Here is a 15,979-nt window from a genome sequence, read left to right as displayed (position 1 = left end):
CAGCCCACCAACGGAGAAGCAGTTGAATTCTCGAACCCAGTGGTTCCGTATCGCGTCGGCCATTCTCGCCCTGGCGGTCGTGGCGGTGTCGTGTGGCGACGATTCGTCCGACACCAGCGCCAGCACCACAGTCGCCGACACCACAGCAGGTTCCCAAGAACAGGTGCTGGCCGATCGATGCCAGGCCAACCGCGATGCGGGCACCATCACCTACTTGTCGTCGTTCGATTTCGCCGCCGCGGCTTCGATACTGGACGTCATCGTCGCCGATGCCGAGGGCTATTTCGACGACTACTGCCTCGACGTCGAGATCCAGCCGTCGTTTGCGCCGGGCAACGGGGCCCTAGTCGCCTCCGGAGGGGCCCAGCTCAGTTCGGCCGGCTCGTTCGGTGAGCTGGTCAACACCAACGTTCAGGGCGGCGCCGACCTGGTGGCCATAGCCCAATATGGCAAGACCGCCATCGAAGAGCTCGTGGTTCCGGCCGACAGCGACATCGTCGAACTCGCGGACCTGCAGGGCGCAACGGTTGGCATCAAGGGCGATCTGCCGTATTCGCTCCAGGCGATGCTCGGAATTGCCGGGGTCGAACGTTCGAGCCTGTCTGAGCCCCTGCTCGACGGTTTCGACCCGGTTGCCCATCTGGCGCTCGGAATCGACGCGTTGCCGGTCTACAAGAGCAACGAGCCTGCGCAACTGGACGCGGCCGGGGTCGAGTACCGGGTATTCGACCCGCTCGATTTTGATGTGCCTGCCTCCTTTGCCGTGTTCTTCACCAGCTCCGAGTTCTTGAACTCACACCCCACAGCGGTGGAAGACTTTCTGCGTGCCGCTTTCAAGGGGTTCGCCTTCGCTGTCGACAACCCCGAGATGGCGGTCGGCTTTGCTTTCGAGCGAATCGATGCGGCCGGTAACCCGTTCTTCTTCTCGACCGAGGGCGAGGGGTTCCGCTGGATCACCGAGAGCGACCTGGTGCTCGCTACGACACCTGCCGGACAAGGTCCAGGCCTGCTCGACACCGAACGCCTTGGGGCCGAGATCGAGTTGTTGACCGAGGTCGGTGTGTTCGACGAAGTGCCCGACTGGCAGTCGATGATCGCCGTGGGTCTGGCCGAGGGTGTCTATGACGGCACCGAGGTCGTCGAGTGGGAGAACCTCTGAGAGCCGAGGCTGGAGTGACCGAATACGGCGTCTTGTCGTTTGCAGATCTGCTCGCGGATCCGGTCGGTGGGCACAAGCCAACCCAGGTCGAACGCCTGCGCGGCGTGGTCGACGCCGCGGCAGCCGCCGAGCAGGCGGGCTTCTTCTTCTTCGGCGTAGGCGAGCACCATTTCGCCGATTACATCTTGTCCTCGCCCGAGATGGTGCTGGCCGCAGCGGCGTCTGTCACCAGCCACATCAGGTTGGGCACTTCGGTGACCCTGCTGGCCAACTCCGATCCGGTCCGCCGGGCCGAGCAGCTGGCAACCCTCGACGTCTTGTCGGCCGGCAGGGCCGAGGTCACGTTCGCCCGCGGTGTGTCTGAGCGCACGGCGCACGCCTTCGGCATCTCCGATTTCGACGCTCTGAGGCCACGCTTCGAGGAGTACCTGCGCCTGCTGCTGCGACTGTTCACCGAGGACCAGGTGACATGGGCCGGCAACTACCGCACCCCGCTCGACGCGGTTCGTCTGGAACCTCGACCGGTTCAAGAACCCCACGACATGATCTGGATCGGTGGCGGATTGTCCAACACCTCGGCCGATCTGGCGGCCTCGCTCGATCTGCCCCTGTTCCTGCCCAGCTTGTTTCGTTGGCCGTCCGACTATGTCGAAATCGTCGAGCGTTACCGGCAAAAGCGCGTCGAGGCTCGACACAGCGGGCCTGCCGAGGTCGGGTTTCCGAGCTATGTGCACGTCGCCCAGACCAGCCAGCTGGCCCGCAAACGCTGGCGTCCGTACCTCGAGAACTATCGCGATTTCGCGCTGTCGCTGCGGCGTTCGTTTGGTCGCCCCACCGGCTTCGACGATCTCATCGAAGGCCCAGCCATCTGTGGCAGCCCGGCCGAGGTCGCGGAACGCATCCGCGGCATCGACGACGAGCTGGGCCTCAGCAGGCACATCTTCTTGTTCGACGGCGGCGGGGTGCCGCCACACATCCTCGCCGAACAGATGGAGTTGATGGCCACCGAAGTGCTTCCGGCGTTGTCTCGCCCATGATCCGTAGGATCTGACGATGCGGCTGCTGGTGGTCGAGGACGAATCCGGTATCGCAGAGGCACTTCGCCGCGGCTTCAACGCCGATGGTTTCGTCGTCGACCTGGCATTCGACGGTCCAAGTGGCCTCGAGCTGGCGCTTACGAACGACTACGCGGTGATCGTGCTCGACCTGATGCTGCCGGCCATGAGTGGCTACGAGGTCTGCTCGACCCTGCGACGACAGGGCGTTCACACGCCGATCTTGATGCTCACCGCCAAGGACGGCGAGTACGACGAACTGGAAGGCCTCGAGAGCGGCGCCGACGACTACGTGAAGAAGCCGTTTCGCTATCCGATTCTGCTTTCCAGGGTCAGGGCCTTGATTCGTCGTTCTGCAATCGTTGCTTCGGCTGGCGATGTACTAGAGGTCGGCGACCTTCGATTCCATTGCGGTGCCAGGCGGGTGTTCAGGGGTGATACCGAGATCGAGTTGTCGCCGAGGGCGATGGCTGTGCTCGAGTATCTGATGTGGCAACGAGACCTGGTCGTGCCGAAGTCCCAGATCGTCGATCAGGTGTGGGGGCCCGAGTTCGCGGGCGATCCGAACATCGTCGAGGTGTATGTCTCGCGAATTCGCGCGGCGATCGACACCGCATTCGACCGGTCGTCGCTCGAGACGGTTCGTGGAGTCGGCTATCGCCTCTGCGATGATTCCAGAGGTCGGGGCTGAAGTGTCCGTGAGGATCCGCCTGACGCTGGTCGCGGTCCTCGTCACTGCACCAGTCTTGGCGCTGGCCGCTTACGCCCTGGGGTGGGTTTTGTCCGACAGCTTGCTCGACGAGGTGGATACCACGATCTTCAACCGGGCCTTCGACGTCGCCGACGGCATCGACCTGTCCGACGAGTTGTCCAACGCATCGTTCCCGGGCGACGAGGAGACCTTCGTGGGGGTTATCGAGTTCGGTGACGCCCCGGTCCTGGAGATCCACAACGATGTTTCACCCGACCCGAACGAGATCCTCGACGCCCTGTCGGATCCGACCGGAGCGATTCTTGTCGGGGAGCCCGTAGACGCCAGCCTCGACTCTTTGTCGCTGGTCGTCGGCGCAGACAACATGCGTCTGGTCGCCGCAGATCTCCAGACCGGAGACGAACTGGTTGTCGTGGCGAGAACACTCGACGGCCTCGACCGCACGACGTCGCGGGTCGATCGTCTGGCTTTCGGGTCCGTTCCGGTGCTGTCAGGCCTTGCGGGGCTCCTGGCATGGGTGTTGGCTGGGCGAGCCTTGAAACCGGTCGAGCGCATGCGGTCGCAGGTCGCCGATATCGCAGAGTCTGACCTCGACCGCCGCGTGGCGGTTCCCGAGACGCGCGACGAGGTCGCTCGCCTGGGTCGCACGATGAACTCGATGCTCGACCGACTGAGCGCCGCGCGCCAGCGGGAGCGTCGGTTCTCTGCCGATGTCGCCCACGAACTGCGCAGCCCGCTGTCGGTCATGGCTGCCCAACTCGACGTCGACAATGCCCACCTGGGCGTGGCCGACTGGCAAGCCACAGCAGCAGTGCTGACAAACGAGACCGACCGAATGAGGCGCATGGTCGACGACCTATTGGCGCTGGCGCGGCTCGACGCCGTCCCAGCCGACCGGCCGTCGTCGCCGGTGGTCGATCTCGACGACGTCGTCTTCGACGCCGCGGCGGCTGTGTCGACCCGGGGGGTCATGGTCGATGTCGGGTCGGTCGCGCCGGCCATCGTTCGCGGCGAAAGAGATCAGCTTCTGCGCTGTGTCGAGAACCTGTTGGCGAACGCTGTGCGCCACCACGACGCCGCCATCTCGTGCTCGCTCGCCGAGGCCGACGGGGTCGTACGGCTGGTCGTCGAAGACGATGGTCCGGGTGTGCCCGTTGCACAGCGGCAAGCCGTCTTCGAGAGATTCGTTCGGCTCGACGAGGCCAGGTCTCGAGAAGCCGGAGGGGCTGGGCTTGGCTTGGCGTTGGTACGCGAACTGGTCGAGGCCCACGGAGGCGCCGTGTGGGTCGACGAGTCGAGTCTTGGCGGCGCCCGGTTTGTGATCGAACTGCCGACGGCTGGCTGAACGGCACGTTCAGGTTCGTTCAGCATCAGTCCAGATCGCTCATCGACACTCGTCTCTCCGTTCAACTCGAAGGAGAGAAGAAATGTCGAAGACCATCCATACCAGGCAGATGCGATGCCATCGCCAATCGGTCAGCGCCGGCTTCTTGGCCATATTGATGCTGGCCCTCGCCGGGCCCGGGTTCGTTCGAGCCTGGGCCGAGCCCGCTGGCGCGATCGTGCAGGGGCAGGAGATTTCCATCGACAGCGTGCCCTGGCAGGTGTCGCTGCAAGATGACGAGGGCCACTTCTGCGGCGGTTCGATCGTTGCCGCCGACAAGATCGTGACCGCAGCCCATTGTGTCGAGGGCCTCACCGCCGGTGACCTCACCGTCGTAGCTGGTGTCGACCGTGTCGAGGGCCGCGATGGGCAGCGGGTTCCGGTGTCGGCGATTGCAGCTCATCCCGACTCCCAACGCACCGAACTGGGCGATATAGCCGTGTTGACCTTGGGCACCGATCTGCGGTTCGGCAATTCTGTGGCAGCGATCGAGCTGGGCGACGGCGCGGATCTGGCCCGAGCATCCACCGCCTACGTGAGCGGCTGGGGAGCGACGTCGGAGTGGGACGAGGCCGAGCCGTCGGTCTTGCGGGGCGCAGAGATACCGATCGTCCCAGATGCGGTCTGTGAGCGACAGGTCGGTGCTGAGGGTGCACTCGAGGTGTGCGCCGGAGGTACTGGTGCCGACTCGTGTTATGGCGACTCCGGAGGTCCTCTGGTCGTTCAGACCGACGACGGGCCACGGCTGGTAGGCATCGTCAGCTGGGGAGAGGAATGCGGCGGCGCCAGCCCGGGTGTCTACACCGAGGTGGCCGCGTTCGCCGACTTCGTGAACGACGGGCAGGCCCAGCCGATCGACGCGCCCGATTCAGGCTCGGACGAGTGGGGTCATGAGGACGACTGGGACTACGAGGATGACTGGGGTGACGAGGACGAGTGGGGCTTCGAGGACGAGTGGGGCTTCGAGGACGAGTGGGGCTTCGAGGACGAGTGGGGCTTCGAGGACGAGTGGGGCTTCGAGGACGAGTGGGGCTTCGAGGACGAATGGGATCATGAGTGTGGCTGGGAGGGCTGGTGATCATCTGCCCCTAACCCACAAGTCACGCAGACGACGCCGTACGTTCACCCAAGTCTGTTCGACTTGTGCACACAGCCCAGATCGACGGAGCCCTCTGCCCGATGACCCAATCCAGGCGCACCTACGTGCTCGACACTTCTGTTCTGCTCGCCGACCCCACGGCCCTTCAGCGGTTTGCCGAGCACCATGTGGTGTTGCCGCTGGTGGTGCTGACCGAGTTGGAGGGCAAGCGCCACCACCCCGACCTGGGATGGGCGGCCAGACGAACCCTTCGAGCACTAGAGGAGTTGCGGGTCGAACACGGTTCGCTGCTCGAGCACCTTCCGGTGAACGAACAGGGCGGAACGCTGAGAGTCGAGTTGAACCACACCGACACTGGCGCCCTGCCTGCAGCGTTTCGCGTCGACAGCAACGACCACCGAATCCTGTCGGTCGCGAACCACCTGTCGCGGGTGGATGGCGAGTCGGTGGTGTTGGTGTCGAAGGATCTGCCCCTGCGGCTGAAGGCTGGGGTTGTGGGAATCGAGGCGGTGGAATACCGCGAGGCCGAGGTCGACGACGACCACTGGACCGGCTATGTCGACCTCGTAGTCGATTCGGACACGATCGACGAGTTGTACGACGTCGGCTCGGTCGACCTCGACCAGGCCCGTGATCTTCCGTGCAACGCTGGATTGGTGCTGGCCAACGGCTCGCAGTCGGCGTTGGGCCGGGTGCGCGACGACAAGCGGGTGCACCTGGTTCGTCCTTCGCACGAGCTGTTCGGCATGCATCCCCGATCGAGCCAGCAGCATCTGGCCATGGACCTTCTGCTCGACCAGGAGGTGGGCATCGTCAGCTTGGGTGGTCGCGCCGGCACGGGGAAGAGTGTGTTGGCCTTGGCGGCTGCGCTCGAGGCTGTGGTTGAGCGCAACCTGCAACAACGGGTCATCGTGTTTCGCCCGCTGTTCGCCGTGGGTGGCCAGGAGCTGGGCTACTTGCCCGGCAGTGAGGCCGACAAGATGTCTCCCTGGGCGGCAGCGGTATACGACGCACTCGAGTCGATCGTCGGCCACGCCGTCATCGACGAGGTGTTGGGTCGCCGGTTGCTGGAAGTGCAACCGTTGACCCACATCCGGGGCCGCTCGTTGAGCGATGCGTTCGTCATCATCGACGAGGCCCAGAACCTCGAACGCAACGTCTTGTTGACAGCGCTGACCAGGTTGGGTCGGGGCTCGAAGGTGGTGCTAACCCACGATGTCGCTCAACGCGACAACCTGCGCGTCGGCCGCTTCGATGGCATTGCCACGGTCATCGACCACCTCAAGGGCGACCCGTTGTTCGGCCACATCACACTTCAGCGCTCCGAGCGCAGCCGCATTGCCTCGCTGGTTGCTGGTTTGCTCGATGGCAGGGTCGGCTGAGGTCGAGCGCTCGGCTACAGTCGCACGGTGCCCGCCGAGCCCGCACCACAGTTTGTTGTCGTCCTCGACGTCGAAGGCGTCTTGACTCCCGAGATCTGGATCGCCGTCGCCGACCGGTTTGGGGCCGACGAACTGAGGCGCACCACCAAGGACGAGCCCGACTACGCCAAGCTCATGCAGGGTCGTATTGACACCCTCGCGGGTCTGGGGCTGGGCCTGTCCGATATTCAGGGCGTGATCGCCCAACTCGAACCACTCGATGGGGCCAAGGACTTCCTCGATCGGCTTCGGTCGGTTACCCAGGTCGTCTTGTTGTCGGACACCTTCGAGGAGTTCATCGGCCCGCTGATGGCCAAGCTGGGTTTCCCCACCATCTTGTGCCATCGACTGCAGGTCGTCGACGACCGGATCGTCGGCTTCGTGCCTCGCATCGAGAACCAGAAGATGGCGGCCGTGCATGGGTTTCAGGCGATGAACTACCGGGTCGTCGCCGCGGGCGATTCGTTCAACGACCTGAACATGATCGACGCCGCGGACGCCGGCTTCCTGTTTCGGTCGCCTCCGGCGATCGTCGCTCAGCGCAGCGATCTGGCCGCGTTCGAGACTTACGACGAACTGTTCTGTGCGTTGACCCAGGTCATCAACGCCTCCTGATCTGGCGCAACCGGTTCAGTCGGGGCGAACCGTGGCCCAACCTCGTTCGAAGTCGCGGTCCGGGTGCACCGCCTTCAGTGGGTCTTCGCTGTCTCGCCAGTAGCCGAGCCCGTTGCCGGTCTTGGCGTACCCGATGAATCGGAGCAGTTCGTCTGGCCAGTCGGTCACCTGGGCGGGTGGGCATTCGAGGAACTGGTTGGTCGATTGTGTCAACCACCCAACGGCGTGCTGCAACGACAGCCCACAACGCCACTGGTCGGAGTTGTTGGGTCCTCCGCCGTGATACAGCGTGCCCGTGTAGATCATCAGCGAACCCTTTGCCATCTCGGCGGGCACGGTGTCGTCGGTCGAGTAGCGCTCGTCGTTGCCTGCCAGGTGGCTTCCTGGCACTACGCGGGTGGCGCCGTTGGCCTCGGTGAAGTCGGACACGGCCCACATGGCGTTCAGCTCTACCTCGAAGCCGAAGTCGACCCGGTCGTACTTCCATGCATCCCTGTGCAGGCGCTGGGGAGATTCGCCCGGGCCGATCTGGATGTATTCGGCGGCAGAGAACCTCCACGACGTGGCGTGGCCCAACACCAGGTCTCCCGCTGCCATCACCGCCGGGTGCAAGGCGATCGAACGAAACGTCTTCGACCGGGGGAGAGGTGAGCCGACGCGCCTGGTGTGGTGTCCCTCGAAGTTGCTGGCACCGATCGAGCCCAGGTGTTCGTACTCGGCGAGCTCGGCGGCGATGTGGTCCATGGTGTCGGCCGACGCTGCGGCCTCTATGACCACGCAACCTGCGGCCTGCAGTGCCGCGGCCAGCGCATCGACCCCGGAGTCGTCGGACAGGTCGGTCATGTGCAGCCGGGGAACATCCATGGGTTCGAGGTTAGGGCGCCGGGGTTGGGCGATGCGCAGCGCCAAGCGCGGCAACGGCAGCGCGGTCGCCCGTGCCCGGCCGCGACTCGTGCTCCATGTCCTCGATGACGCTGGCGATCATCGACTGCAGGGCCTCGCGCGCCTCGGTGGTCGAACGCCTGCGACGTGCGAGCTCGAGGTCGATCGACGAGATCGCCTCGACCAGTGCCTTCTGCAGCGGAGGTTGTCCCCGCGAATAGAGCCTGATCTGGTCGAAGGCCGCCCTCACGTAGTCGGCGTTGCTGGCCGAGTAGGGGCTGGTGATGCGTCGACCGGCGATCTCCAGCGATGTCGGGGGCAGCTCTCGTTCCAGGATGTTCAGCACCACCTCGGCCAGTTGGGTCATCACCGCGATGGCGGTGTTGGGGTCGTTCACGCCGGGCGACAGCGCCTTCACCGCCACGTCCTCGAGGGTCATGATTCCAAACGAGATGTCTTGTTGCATGGTGCGCTCGGCGCCGATGCTGAATGCACCTCTCAGAGCCGACTGGATCGCCGGAGCAGAGTCGGCATCCGGCGCAGGCCACACCACCGCCAAGGGCGACCCATGCATGACGTAGTCGCCGGCCATGGCCTCGACCCTCACCGTGCTGCCCTCGGGAAGGCACCCGCTGAGGGCCGCCAGGCTGAGCTGTTGCACCCACCCGCGCCTGTCAGCGGTGACGACGGCTCCGCGAAACGAGGCATCGTCGGGATCTTCGACTTCGTGAGGCTCGAGTTGCGGGTCGGCCACAGAGGCCGAGGCCAGCGTCACTCTCGAATCTGGGCGGGTCGAGCTGGGCTCGGGTAGCCGGTTGTGGATGAGAGTGATCAGTTCGTCGGTCAGTTCTCGCGTAACCGATGACACGCGCAGTTGCTGGGCCGTATGGCTGATGGAAGCGATCAGCGCCAACACCGCGACCGTGGCGAACACCACTGCGATGAATACCGAGAAGCGGGGGATGTAGGCATCGCCGCCCTCCTCCAGCGGTCCTCGGACCTCGCGCAGCACCAACAGGCTGTACAAGAAGGTGGCGGTGACCACGCCGATCATGTGCTGCTGGAATCGGTCGCGGAGAAAGCTGCGCAACACCCTCGACGAGTAGGCGCTCGTCGACAGCTGTATCGATACCAGGGTCAACGAGAACACAACCGAGGCGGCCGTTATGGTGCCCGAGCTGACCGCGGCGAGGATCGACCGGGCGCTTGCGACCGTTGTGTCCAAGAACCCCGGCAGCTCCCAGCCGGTCCCGGCCTGATCCAAACGGGTGCTTGCGTACGACCCCAACACGGCGGCCGCGATCCACAGCGCGGGCACGCCGAAGAGGCTGGTGCGAAAGCGTTCGACGAAGGTGCCCCACCAGATCGAGACCCTCCCGCCATCGGGCGATAGGGCCGATCGGTCGCTCGAGTTCGTGGTCACCTGGCCGCCCGCCCGTCGGCCCGCTCCTGGCGGCTGGAGGCGACCGACCTGGCCAAGTCAGTTCCTAGTGCTTCGACGATGTTTGGCATGGAGGGCGTCTACCCCTCCTCGGTCGCCCCCAAACGGTTGGGGCTAGCGATATTGTCCGACCAGTTCGCGAAGTTCGTCGGCCACCCGGCTCATCTCGGCGGCGGCTGAACGGGTCGCATCGGTAGAGCGGTTGGTGTCCTCGGCCGCAGCAGCCACATCGCTGATGCTGCCCGCGATCTCGACCGTGATCGACGCCGCCTCGGCAACGTTTCGCCCGATCTCTTCGGTGGTCACGGTCTGTTCCTCTACCGCGCTGGCTATGGATGTCGATATCTCGCTGATCCGATCGATCGTCTCGCCGATCTGGAGGTTGGCCTGCACCGCCCCGGCGGTATCGCTCTGGATTGCCTCGATGCGCTCGGCGATCTCTGTGTTGCCTTGGCGGTCTGATCTGCCAGTTCCTTGACCTCGCTTGCAACAACGGCGAACCCCTTGCCCGCCTCGCCGGCTCGCGCCGCTTCTATGGTGGCGTTGAGCGCCAGCAGGTTCGTCTGCTCGGCGATGGTGTTGATCACCTGAATGACCTGGCCGATCTCGACGCTCGACTGACCCAACTTCTCGACGGCCTGCGACGTGGCCTGAGCCACTTCGACGGCACTGCCGGCAACATCGGATGCCTGCGTTGCGCTGGTCGACACATCGCGGATCGACGCATGCATCTGCTCGATCGCCGCGGCCACGGTGGCGATGCGGGTCGACACGTCATCACCTGCCGCCGAGACGCTTCCGGCTTCGGATGCCGTCTTGTCGGCGTTCTCGCCGAGGCTCGACGAAACCCGGGTCAGCTCGGTGGCGGCACTCGACAGCTGTGTCGATGAGGTCGACAACCGGTCAACCATCGACTGCAGCGACTCGACCATGGCGCCGAAGGCAGCCCCGAAGTCGCCCGGGATGTCGTTTTGTGAGCTGATGTCACCTGCGGCGATCTGGCGAGCTCTGGTGCTGGCGGCTCCAAGCATCGACGTCATGTCGTTGAAGGCCATGGCCAGTTGACCGAGCACGTCGCGATCGTGGGCCGGCAGCGGTTCGACCGACAGGTCGCCCGCCGCGATCTGGGTTGCCGATGCCGTCACCTTGCGCAGCTGGCGGAGCATTCCGCCGATCACGACGATGCCGATCAAGGCGACCAGAGCGGCGATCGCCAGCGCCGATATCACCACCACCGTTCGTACGGTGAGGGCGTCGTCGCCTGCCCCGTCGAGGGCGGCGGCGGCCTCGGCGAGCAGGTCATCGACCAGCTCATCCACGGTCTCGCCCATGGTCGACGCGGCTTCGTCGAATTGTCCCATCATCTGGTTGCCGCTGGCTGGGCCGCCGTCGATGTAGGCCTGAGCCATCTCGATGCCTACGGAGTGATACTCGGCGAACACCAGCCTCAGCTCGGCCAGCTGGGGGGCGAGGTCCGGACGTATCGCCTCCAGCTCTTCGGTGGCGAGTTGGAAGTCGGCAGCGAACTCGGCGGCCACGTCGAAACCGTCGTTGAGCCCGTCTTGGCCGCGCGTGGCCGAGATGTCGGTCAGCCACTGCTGTACCTGCACGACATCGAACTTGATGCGGTTTCCCACCAGAGCGCCCTCGACGGCCACGTTCTCGACGTGGTCCATGTCGGCGACCACCGCGTTGGCAAGCGAGCGGATCAGCAAGGCTTGTGCGACGATCAAGACGGCGATTGCCAGAACGCCCAGAGTCAGCTTGGTCTTCAGGGACATTTCTCTCACTCGGATAGGGGAACGTCCCCCTGCCCGTCGGCGGCTGAAGCGCCTTACCTAAGTCGAATCTGACGTCAATCTGATGTCGGCGTCGTAATCAGAACTCCATGACGGCGACCGCAGCGGGCCAATGGACAACGCATGGGCGGCGACGAGCTGGCAGGCCAGCGGATGCTGAAGGGCGCCGAAGCCTGGTTAGCATCTGCCCATGGGGAGCATCACCGTCAGGCGTCCTAGCTTTGTTTGGCCCGAAGACCTGGGCCTCATGCCCTACCCGGACGACCCGGGTCGCTCCTGCGATCTGGTTGCGCTGTCTTTCACCCTCCCTTACCTCGAGCCCTATCTGATCCGCACCATGAGGCTGGCCGGCAAAGAGATCGCAGATCCCGAGCTCGCCGCCGAGATGAAGGCCTTCTCGGGCCAGGAAGCGCAACACTTCCAGAACCACGCCCGTATCAACGACATCGTGCGCAGCCAGCTCACCGATGGCCGCGCCGAGCAGATGCGGGCTCTGGAAGCCGACCTCGACGCCGACTATCGGCACTTCAGCGCAACCAAGTCGCTTGCGTTCAACCTGGCCTACGCCGAGGGGTTCGAAGCGATGACTTTCGCACTGGCGCGCTCGACGATGAGCGACGAGTCGTCGACCTCGGCGGCGCCCGGATGGCTCGATCTGATGGCTTGGCACCTGGCCGAGGAGATCGAACACCGCACCGTCACCTTCGACGCTTATGACCGCATAGTCGGCAAGTACCCGTATCGCGTGGCGGTCGGATCACGGGCCCAGCTGCACTTCCTGGGCTATCTGATGCGCATGGCCACCGTGCTGAGGCACGAGGTCGGCGAGCCGGGGGTGACCACGCGTCGCGTGGCCTTCGACGCGGCCAAGCGGCATTGGAAGTCGGGCGCTCTGCCCGGAACCCTGAAGGCCCTGTCGCCCCGGTACGACCCACGAAACGTGCAGCTGTCGCCCCGCGTGCGCGACGTCTGCGCGCTGGTCGGAGTCGACCTTGACTGAGAGCGGGCCACGTGGCTGACGCGCTGAAACTGCGGACTTCGTCGCTCGAGTTCTCGGCGCTGGTCGAGGGTGAACCGGGTGCCCCACTGGTGTTGTGTCTGCACGGGTTCCCCGATTCGCCGTCGACGTTCGGTCACCAGCTGCGTGCGCTGGCCGACGCCGGCTTTCGTGTGGTGGCGCCTGCGCTGCGGGGTTACGAGCCTTCGTCGATACCAGAAGACGGCGACTTGTCGTTGATGGCTCTCGCAGACGATGTGATCGGCTGGCTCGACGAGCTCGGCGTCGAGCGCGCCCACCTGGTCGGCCACGATTGGGGAGCGGCAATTTCGTATGTGGCCGCCGGCTACCACCCCGAGCGATTCCACACCCTCACCACTCTGGCGATTCCGCCGCTTGCCCGTGTTCCGGCTGCGGTTCGGAAGGTGCCGCGCCAGGTTCTGCGGTCTTGGTACATGACGTTCTTCCAGATTCCAGTGGGTGTCGGATCGAGCGTTGAAGAGCGGGCGACTGGTGGTTGATGCGCCGGCTCTGGAGAACCTGGTCTCCGGGCTACACCCAGAGCGAGCCTGACTGGGCAAGCGGCTCATCGAGGGCTTCGACCAGCCTGGCGTGGTAGGGGCTGCCCTCGCGCACTACCGCCAGAACGCCACACCACCGCTGCTGCTCGGCCTCACCTCCAGCCCTGCTATGGAGCAGGCCACGATCTCGGTGCCGACATTGGTGCTTCACGGCGCCGACGACGGGTGCATGGACCGGCGCCTGTATGGCCACGCTGTCATCGGCGAGGACTACCCGCTCAGGGTGAAGGTCGTCGAGGTTCCCGACGCCGGCCACTTCCTGCACCTCGAGCGTCCCGATGTGGTCAGCGCAGCAATCGCCGAGCACATCGGCGCCCTCTGGCTGACGGCCGAGCACGCCTCGCGATCGCCCGTCAGGCCGGAGGAGACTTCTCAGCGCATTCGCGTCACCACGCTGGGTCCACTACTCGCGCCTGCGGGCGCGTTCTCTCACAGTGAGCGTTGTGTGCGGGGTCACTCTTCGTGGACGGACCCGCTCGGCTGCGGTTGCCGTTGCGAGACCTGGTCAGATCAGGTCGGTCCAGCGGGTTGGATCGAGGTGGTGCTGGAGACCTTGCAACGCCGTTCGTGTGTCATCGGTGTCTTCGTGCGGTCGGCGCAGGTCATGGGTGAAAAGGGCTACCTCGCAGAGGTCCCACCACAGGCTGTAGAGCCGGAGGGCGTTGTCGTTCAACGCGCGACCTGCGGTTCGCTCGTAGTGGGATCGAACGGTGTGATCTTCGTCGATCAGGCTCCAGAGGTCGCGCTCGGGCGGAGCGAGGAGTGTCGTGTCCCAGTCGATGAGTACCGGCCCACCAGCGGTGACGATGACGTTGCCCCGGTGTGGCTCACCGTGGCTGATGACAAGCGGCCTACCAGCGGTTTCGACTGCTCGTACGAGTGCGTCGTAGGCGGCAAGGGCTCGCCGCAGTGAACGATGGTGCTGGCGAAGCAGTTCGTGGGCGGGCTGTGCGAAAGGGCCCGTCGACCAAGGCTCGGACAAGTTGGCCATCGCGTCGTGGAGCCGATCCCTGCAGGGGATCGTGTGGTCCGTGGTTCGTGCTGGGACCGCGATGTCTGCGCTGTGGAGTCGTGCCAACAGGTCGACAACTGCGAGTCGGTCGCCTGTGCTGTCGAAAGGCCCGAACGAACCCGTCGCTCCCTCGATGTGTGGATAGACGGCGATTGTGAAGCGGTCTTCGATCGATTGAGCGACGTGGCCCGAGCTGTCGGGCATAGGCGAGACAACGAACTCATAGCCGGCCGATCGCAACGCGAGTGCCGTGGAGAGTGCAGCCGTGAGCCGATCTCGCGCCGCCGAACGCGAATCGGCGTCGCCCAACAACCTCGCGTCGAGGTCGTCAACGGTGACGAACCAGCGTTGTGACGTTGACGCCACTCGCCAATGGTGGCTTCCGAAGCCAACGGCCGCGTACTCGATCGCTTCGACGTCGATGCCCCAACCGTCCCGAAGCGCCCCGGCCACGGCATCGTCAGACAGATCGCTCGGACGGTTGAACACCCCGCAACTCTACGAAGTGGCCGAACCGCAACGCATAGGCCCGCAGACCCTGGTCGGACCTGGATCGTGACGGCCACCCCCAGCCGCTCGCCTTCGGATCAGTCAGCGACGCTCGGTGCGCCTCGGCGGAACAACAAGATGCTGGTGATCAGAACCCACACCATGCCGATGAGCAGGCCCGTCAGTGTCACTGCTGCGACGGGGACCAGCAGGAGCACCGCGGCGAGCACGCCAATGCCGCTCAACCAGGTGGGCAGCATCTTCGAGTCGAGAGCGGCCAGGCTCGTCGCCGCGACGAACACGGCGACCCCGGCGTGGATCGGGTAGAAGAACGTGTTGAAGAGAGCGAAGATGCTGTGCAGGCTGGCGGCGTCGAGCTTGTCGGCCGACTCGGCCAGCGAAAAGCGCAACGCCGAGTCCGCTGCAATCGCAGAGGCGCCGAAGATCGTGCCGCCGAAGGCCACCGAAGCCAGCAGGCGGGCTCCTGCGTCTGCGATTCGATCGCGGAGCGCCGCTCCGAACACCAGCAGAGCGACTGCGGCCATCATGATGAAGAACGCCCCGACGATGACTTTCGCATCGTTGTCGAGGTAGAACTGCTGAATCTCGGCCGCGGGGTCGTCGGTTGCGGGTGTTCCGCCCTCGATCGCGAAGCCGATAGGAATCATCAGCACGAACGCAATGCCCGCCAGTGGCGAGAATCGCCGGATCGTGTCTTCCACGGTAGGTCCCCCTTGTTTGCGCCTGAATGGCGCTGGAGCGGGAACCTAGTCGGCGGTGGCCGCGACAGCGCTAACGAACCTGGTGACGTTTTGGAGACGACACCGAACCAGGGTTCGTGACGATTTGGTTGTGAGGGCGTCAGGTGACTTTGGGTGATGCTTAGGCCACGGTGGGTTGCGAAACGCGCCCGCGGGCGCGTTTCGTCACGATCTGTCACTTCGTCCATCACTCTGAGCGGCAGGTGGCGGGGTCAGGTGCAGCGCCGGCGGACCACGAACCTCCAGACCTCCGACTCACTCGATGGTGATGGCGATCGGATCTGCATCGACGTCTGGGTCGGCTTTGCCTCCAGTGACCCACGCGTCGTAGGTGCCGGCGGGGAAATAGTCGGGCACGATGATGGTCGCGTTGATCACCGGTCCGAAATCGGGATCGGCCCGGAAGTCATAGAACCAGGCAAATCGTGACTCGCCGTTCCAGCTTGCGGACGCAGACGCGTCATCGCGGCCATCCGTGTCCGACTGATGGATGGTTGCCGTGATCGTGCGTCCGTTGGCCTCGACAGATGCCGGTCGGTCAGTGGGCGGGATTCGTTCTCCGGTGACTGTGA

17 protein-coding genes are annotated in these 15,979 nt (G+C 64.8%); 9 read left to right on the top strand and 8 right to left on the bottom strand.

From position 1 onward, the window contains the following. Positions 1–22 precede the first annotated feature (22 nt). The 7 genes from R2770_07580 (at position 23) to thrH (ending at position 7,445) form a co-directional block, all read left to right on the top strand. Positions 23–1,159: an ABC transporter substrate-binding protein gene (locus tag R2770_07580; protein MEZ5280319.1), complete on the top strand. Its 1,137-nt coding sequence runs from the start codon at positions 23–25 to the stop codon at positions 1,157–1,159. Further along, the gene (locus R2770_07575; GenBank protein MEZ5280318.1) at positions 1,144–2,196 is read left to right on the top strand and encodes an LLM class flavin-dependent oxidoreductase; all 1,053 of its coding nucleotides are present in this window, start codon (positions 1,144–1,146) and stop codon (positions 2,194–2,196) included. The genes R2770_07580 and R2770_07575 overlap by 16 nt, the downstream gene beginning before the upstream one ends. Before the next feature lie 16 nt (positions 2,197–2,212). Beyond that, a complete protein-coding gene (locus tag R2770_07570) occupies positions 2,213–2,905 on the top strand; it encodes a response regulator transcription factor (protein ID MEZ5280317.1) in 693 nt (230 codons plus the stop codon). Between the two features lies 1 nt (position 2,906). Further along, positions 2,907–4,271 carry an ATP-binding protein gene (locus R2770_07565; protein MEZ5280316.1) on the top strand — a complete coding sequence of 455 codons (1,365 nt, stop codon included), beginning with the start codon at positions 2,907–2,909 and terminating at the stop codon, positions 4,269–4,271. An 82-nt stretch (positions 4,272–4,353) separates the two neighbouring features. Continuing rightward, positions 4,354–5,388, top strand: a complete 1,035-nt coding sequence (locus R2770_07560; protein MEZ5280315.1) for a serine protease — start codon at positions 4,354–4,356, stop codon at positions 5,386–5,388. 101 nt (positions 5,389–5,489) lie between these two features. Beyond that, positions 5,490–6,791 carry a PhoH family protein gene (locus R2770_07555; GenBank protein ID MEZ5280314.1) on the top strand — a complete coding sequence of 434 codons (1,302 nt, stop codon included), beginning with the start codon at positions 5,490–5,492 and terminating at the stop codon, positions 6,789–6,791. 27 nt (positions 6,792–6,818) lie between these two features. After that, positions 6,819–7,445, top strand: coding sequence for a bifunctional phosphoserine phosphatase/homoserine phosphotransferase ThrH (thrH, locus tag R2770_07550; protein ID MEZ5280313.1), 627 nt, complete (start codon positions 6,819–6,821; stop codon positions 7,443–7,445). Positions 7,446–7,460: 15 nt separating this feature from the next. Here the strand turns inward: thrH and R2770_07545 are convergent, their stop codons facing one another. From R2770_07545 to R2770_07530, 4 genes are all read right to left on the bottom strand, one after another. After that, on the bottom strand, positions 7,461–8,309 hold the full coding sequence (locus tag R2770_07545) for a phytanoyl-CoA dioxygenase family protein (GenBank protein ID MEZ5280312.1): 849 nt from the start codon (positions 8,307–8,309) through the stop codon (positions 7,461–7,463). 10 nt (positions 8,310–8,319) lie between these two features. Further along, complete coding sequence (locus R2770_07540; protein ID MEZ5280311.1) at positions 8,320–9,750, bottom strand: DUF2254 domain-containing protein; 1,431 nt, start codon at positions 9,748–9,750, stop codon at positions 8,320–8,322. Between the two features lie 132 nt (positions 9,751–9,882). After that, positions 9,883–10,074, bottom strand: coding sequence for a hypothetical protein (locus R2770_07535; protein MEZ5280310.1), 192 nt, complete (start codon positions 10,072–10,074; stop codon positions 9,883–9,885). 23 nt (positions 10,075–10,097) lie between these two features. Further along, the gene (locus tag R2770_07530) at positions 10,098–11,549 is read right to left on the bottom strand and encodes a HAMP domain-containing methyl-accepting chemotaxis protein (protein ID MEZ5280309.1); all 1,452 of its coding nucleotides are present in this window, start codon (positions 11,547–11,549) and stop codon (positions 10,098–10,100) included. A 208-nt stretch (positions 11,550–11,757) separates the two neighbouring features. On the opposite strand from R2770_07530, the gene R2770_07525 reads away from it, so the two are divergent. Next, positions 11,758–12,567, top strand: a complete 810-nt coding sequence (locus tag R2770_07525) for a metal-dependent hydrolase (protein ID MEZ5280308.1) — start codon at positions 11,758–11,760, stop codon at positions 12,565–12,567. Between the two features lie 11 nt (positions 12,568–12,578). After that, positions 12,579–13,085: an alpha/beta fold hydrolase gene (locus tag R2770_07520; protein ID MEZ5280307.1), complete on the top strand. Its 507-nt coding sequence runs from the start codon at positions 12,579–12,581 to the stop codon at positions 13,083–13,085. A 31-nt stretch (positions 13,086–13,116) separates the two neighbouring features. Here R2770_07520 and R2770_07515 read toward each other — a convergent pair whose 3' ends face one another. The 4 genes from R2770_07515 to R2770_07500 all read right to left on the bottom strand — a co-directional run. Further along, positions 13,117–13,482 carry a hypothetical protein gene (locus R2770_07515; GenBank protein ID MEZ5280306.1) on the bottom strand — a complete coding sequence of 122 codons (366 nt, stop codon included), beginning with the start codon at positions 13,480–13,482 and terminating at the stop codon, positions 13,117–13,119. A 168-nt stretch (positions 13,483–13,650) separates the two neighbouring features. Continuing rightward, the gene (locus R2770_07510; GenBank protein MEZ5280305.1) at positions 13,651–14,646 is read right to left on the bottom strand and encodes an aminoglycoside phosphotransferase family protein; all 996 of its coding nucleotides are present in this window, start codon (positions 14,644–14,646) and stop codon (positions 13,651–13,653) included. A gap of 98 nt (positions 14,647–14,744) precedes the next feature. Next, positions 14,745–15,368, bottom strand: a complete 624-nt coding sequence (locus tag R2770_07505) for a hypothetical protein (GenBank protein MEZ5280304.1) — start codon at positions 15,366–15,368, stop codon at positions 14,745–14,747. Positions 15,369–15,662: 294 nt separating this feature from the next. Continuing rightward, on the bottom strand, positions 15,663–15,979 hold a 317-nt coding region (locus R2770_07500; GenBank protein ID MEZ5280303.1), incomplete at its 5' end, for a hypothetical protein.

The organism is Acidimicrobiales bacterium (assembly GCA_041394185.1).
GTDB lineage: Bacteria > Actinomycetota > Acidimicrobiia > Acidimicrobiales > Poriferisodalaceae > JAAETH01.
Note: the sequence above shows the minus strand (reverse complement) of the source record. Positions and strands in the feature narration are given on the sequence as shown.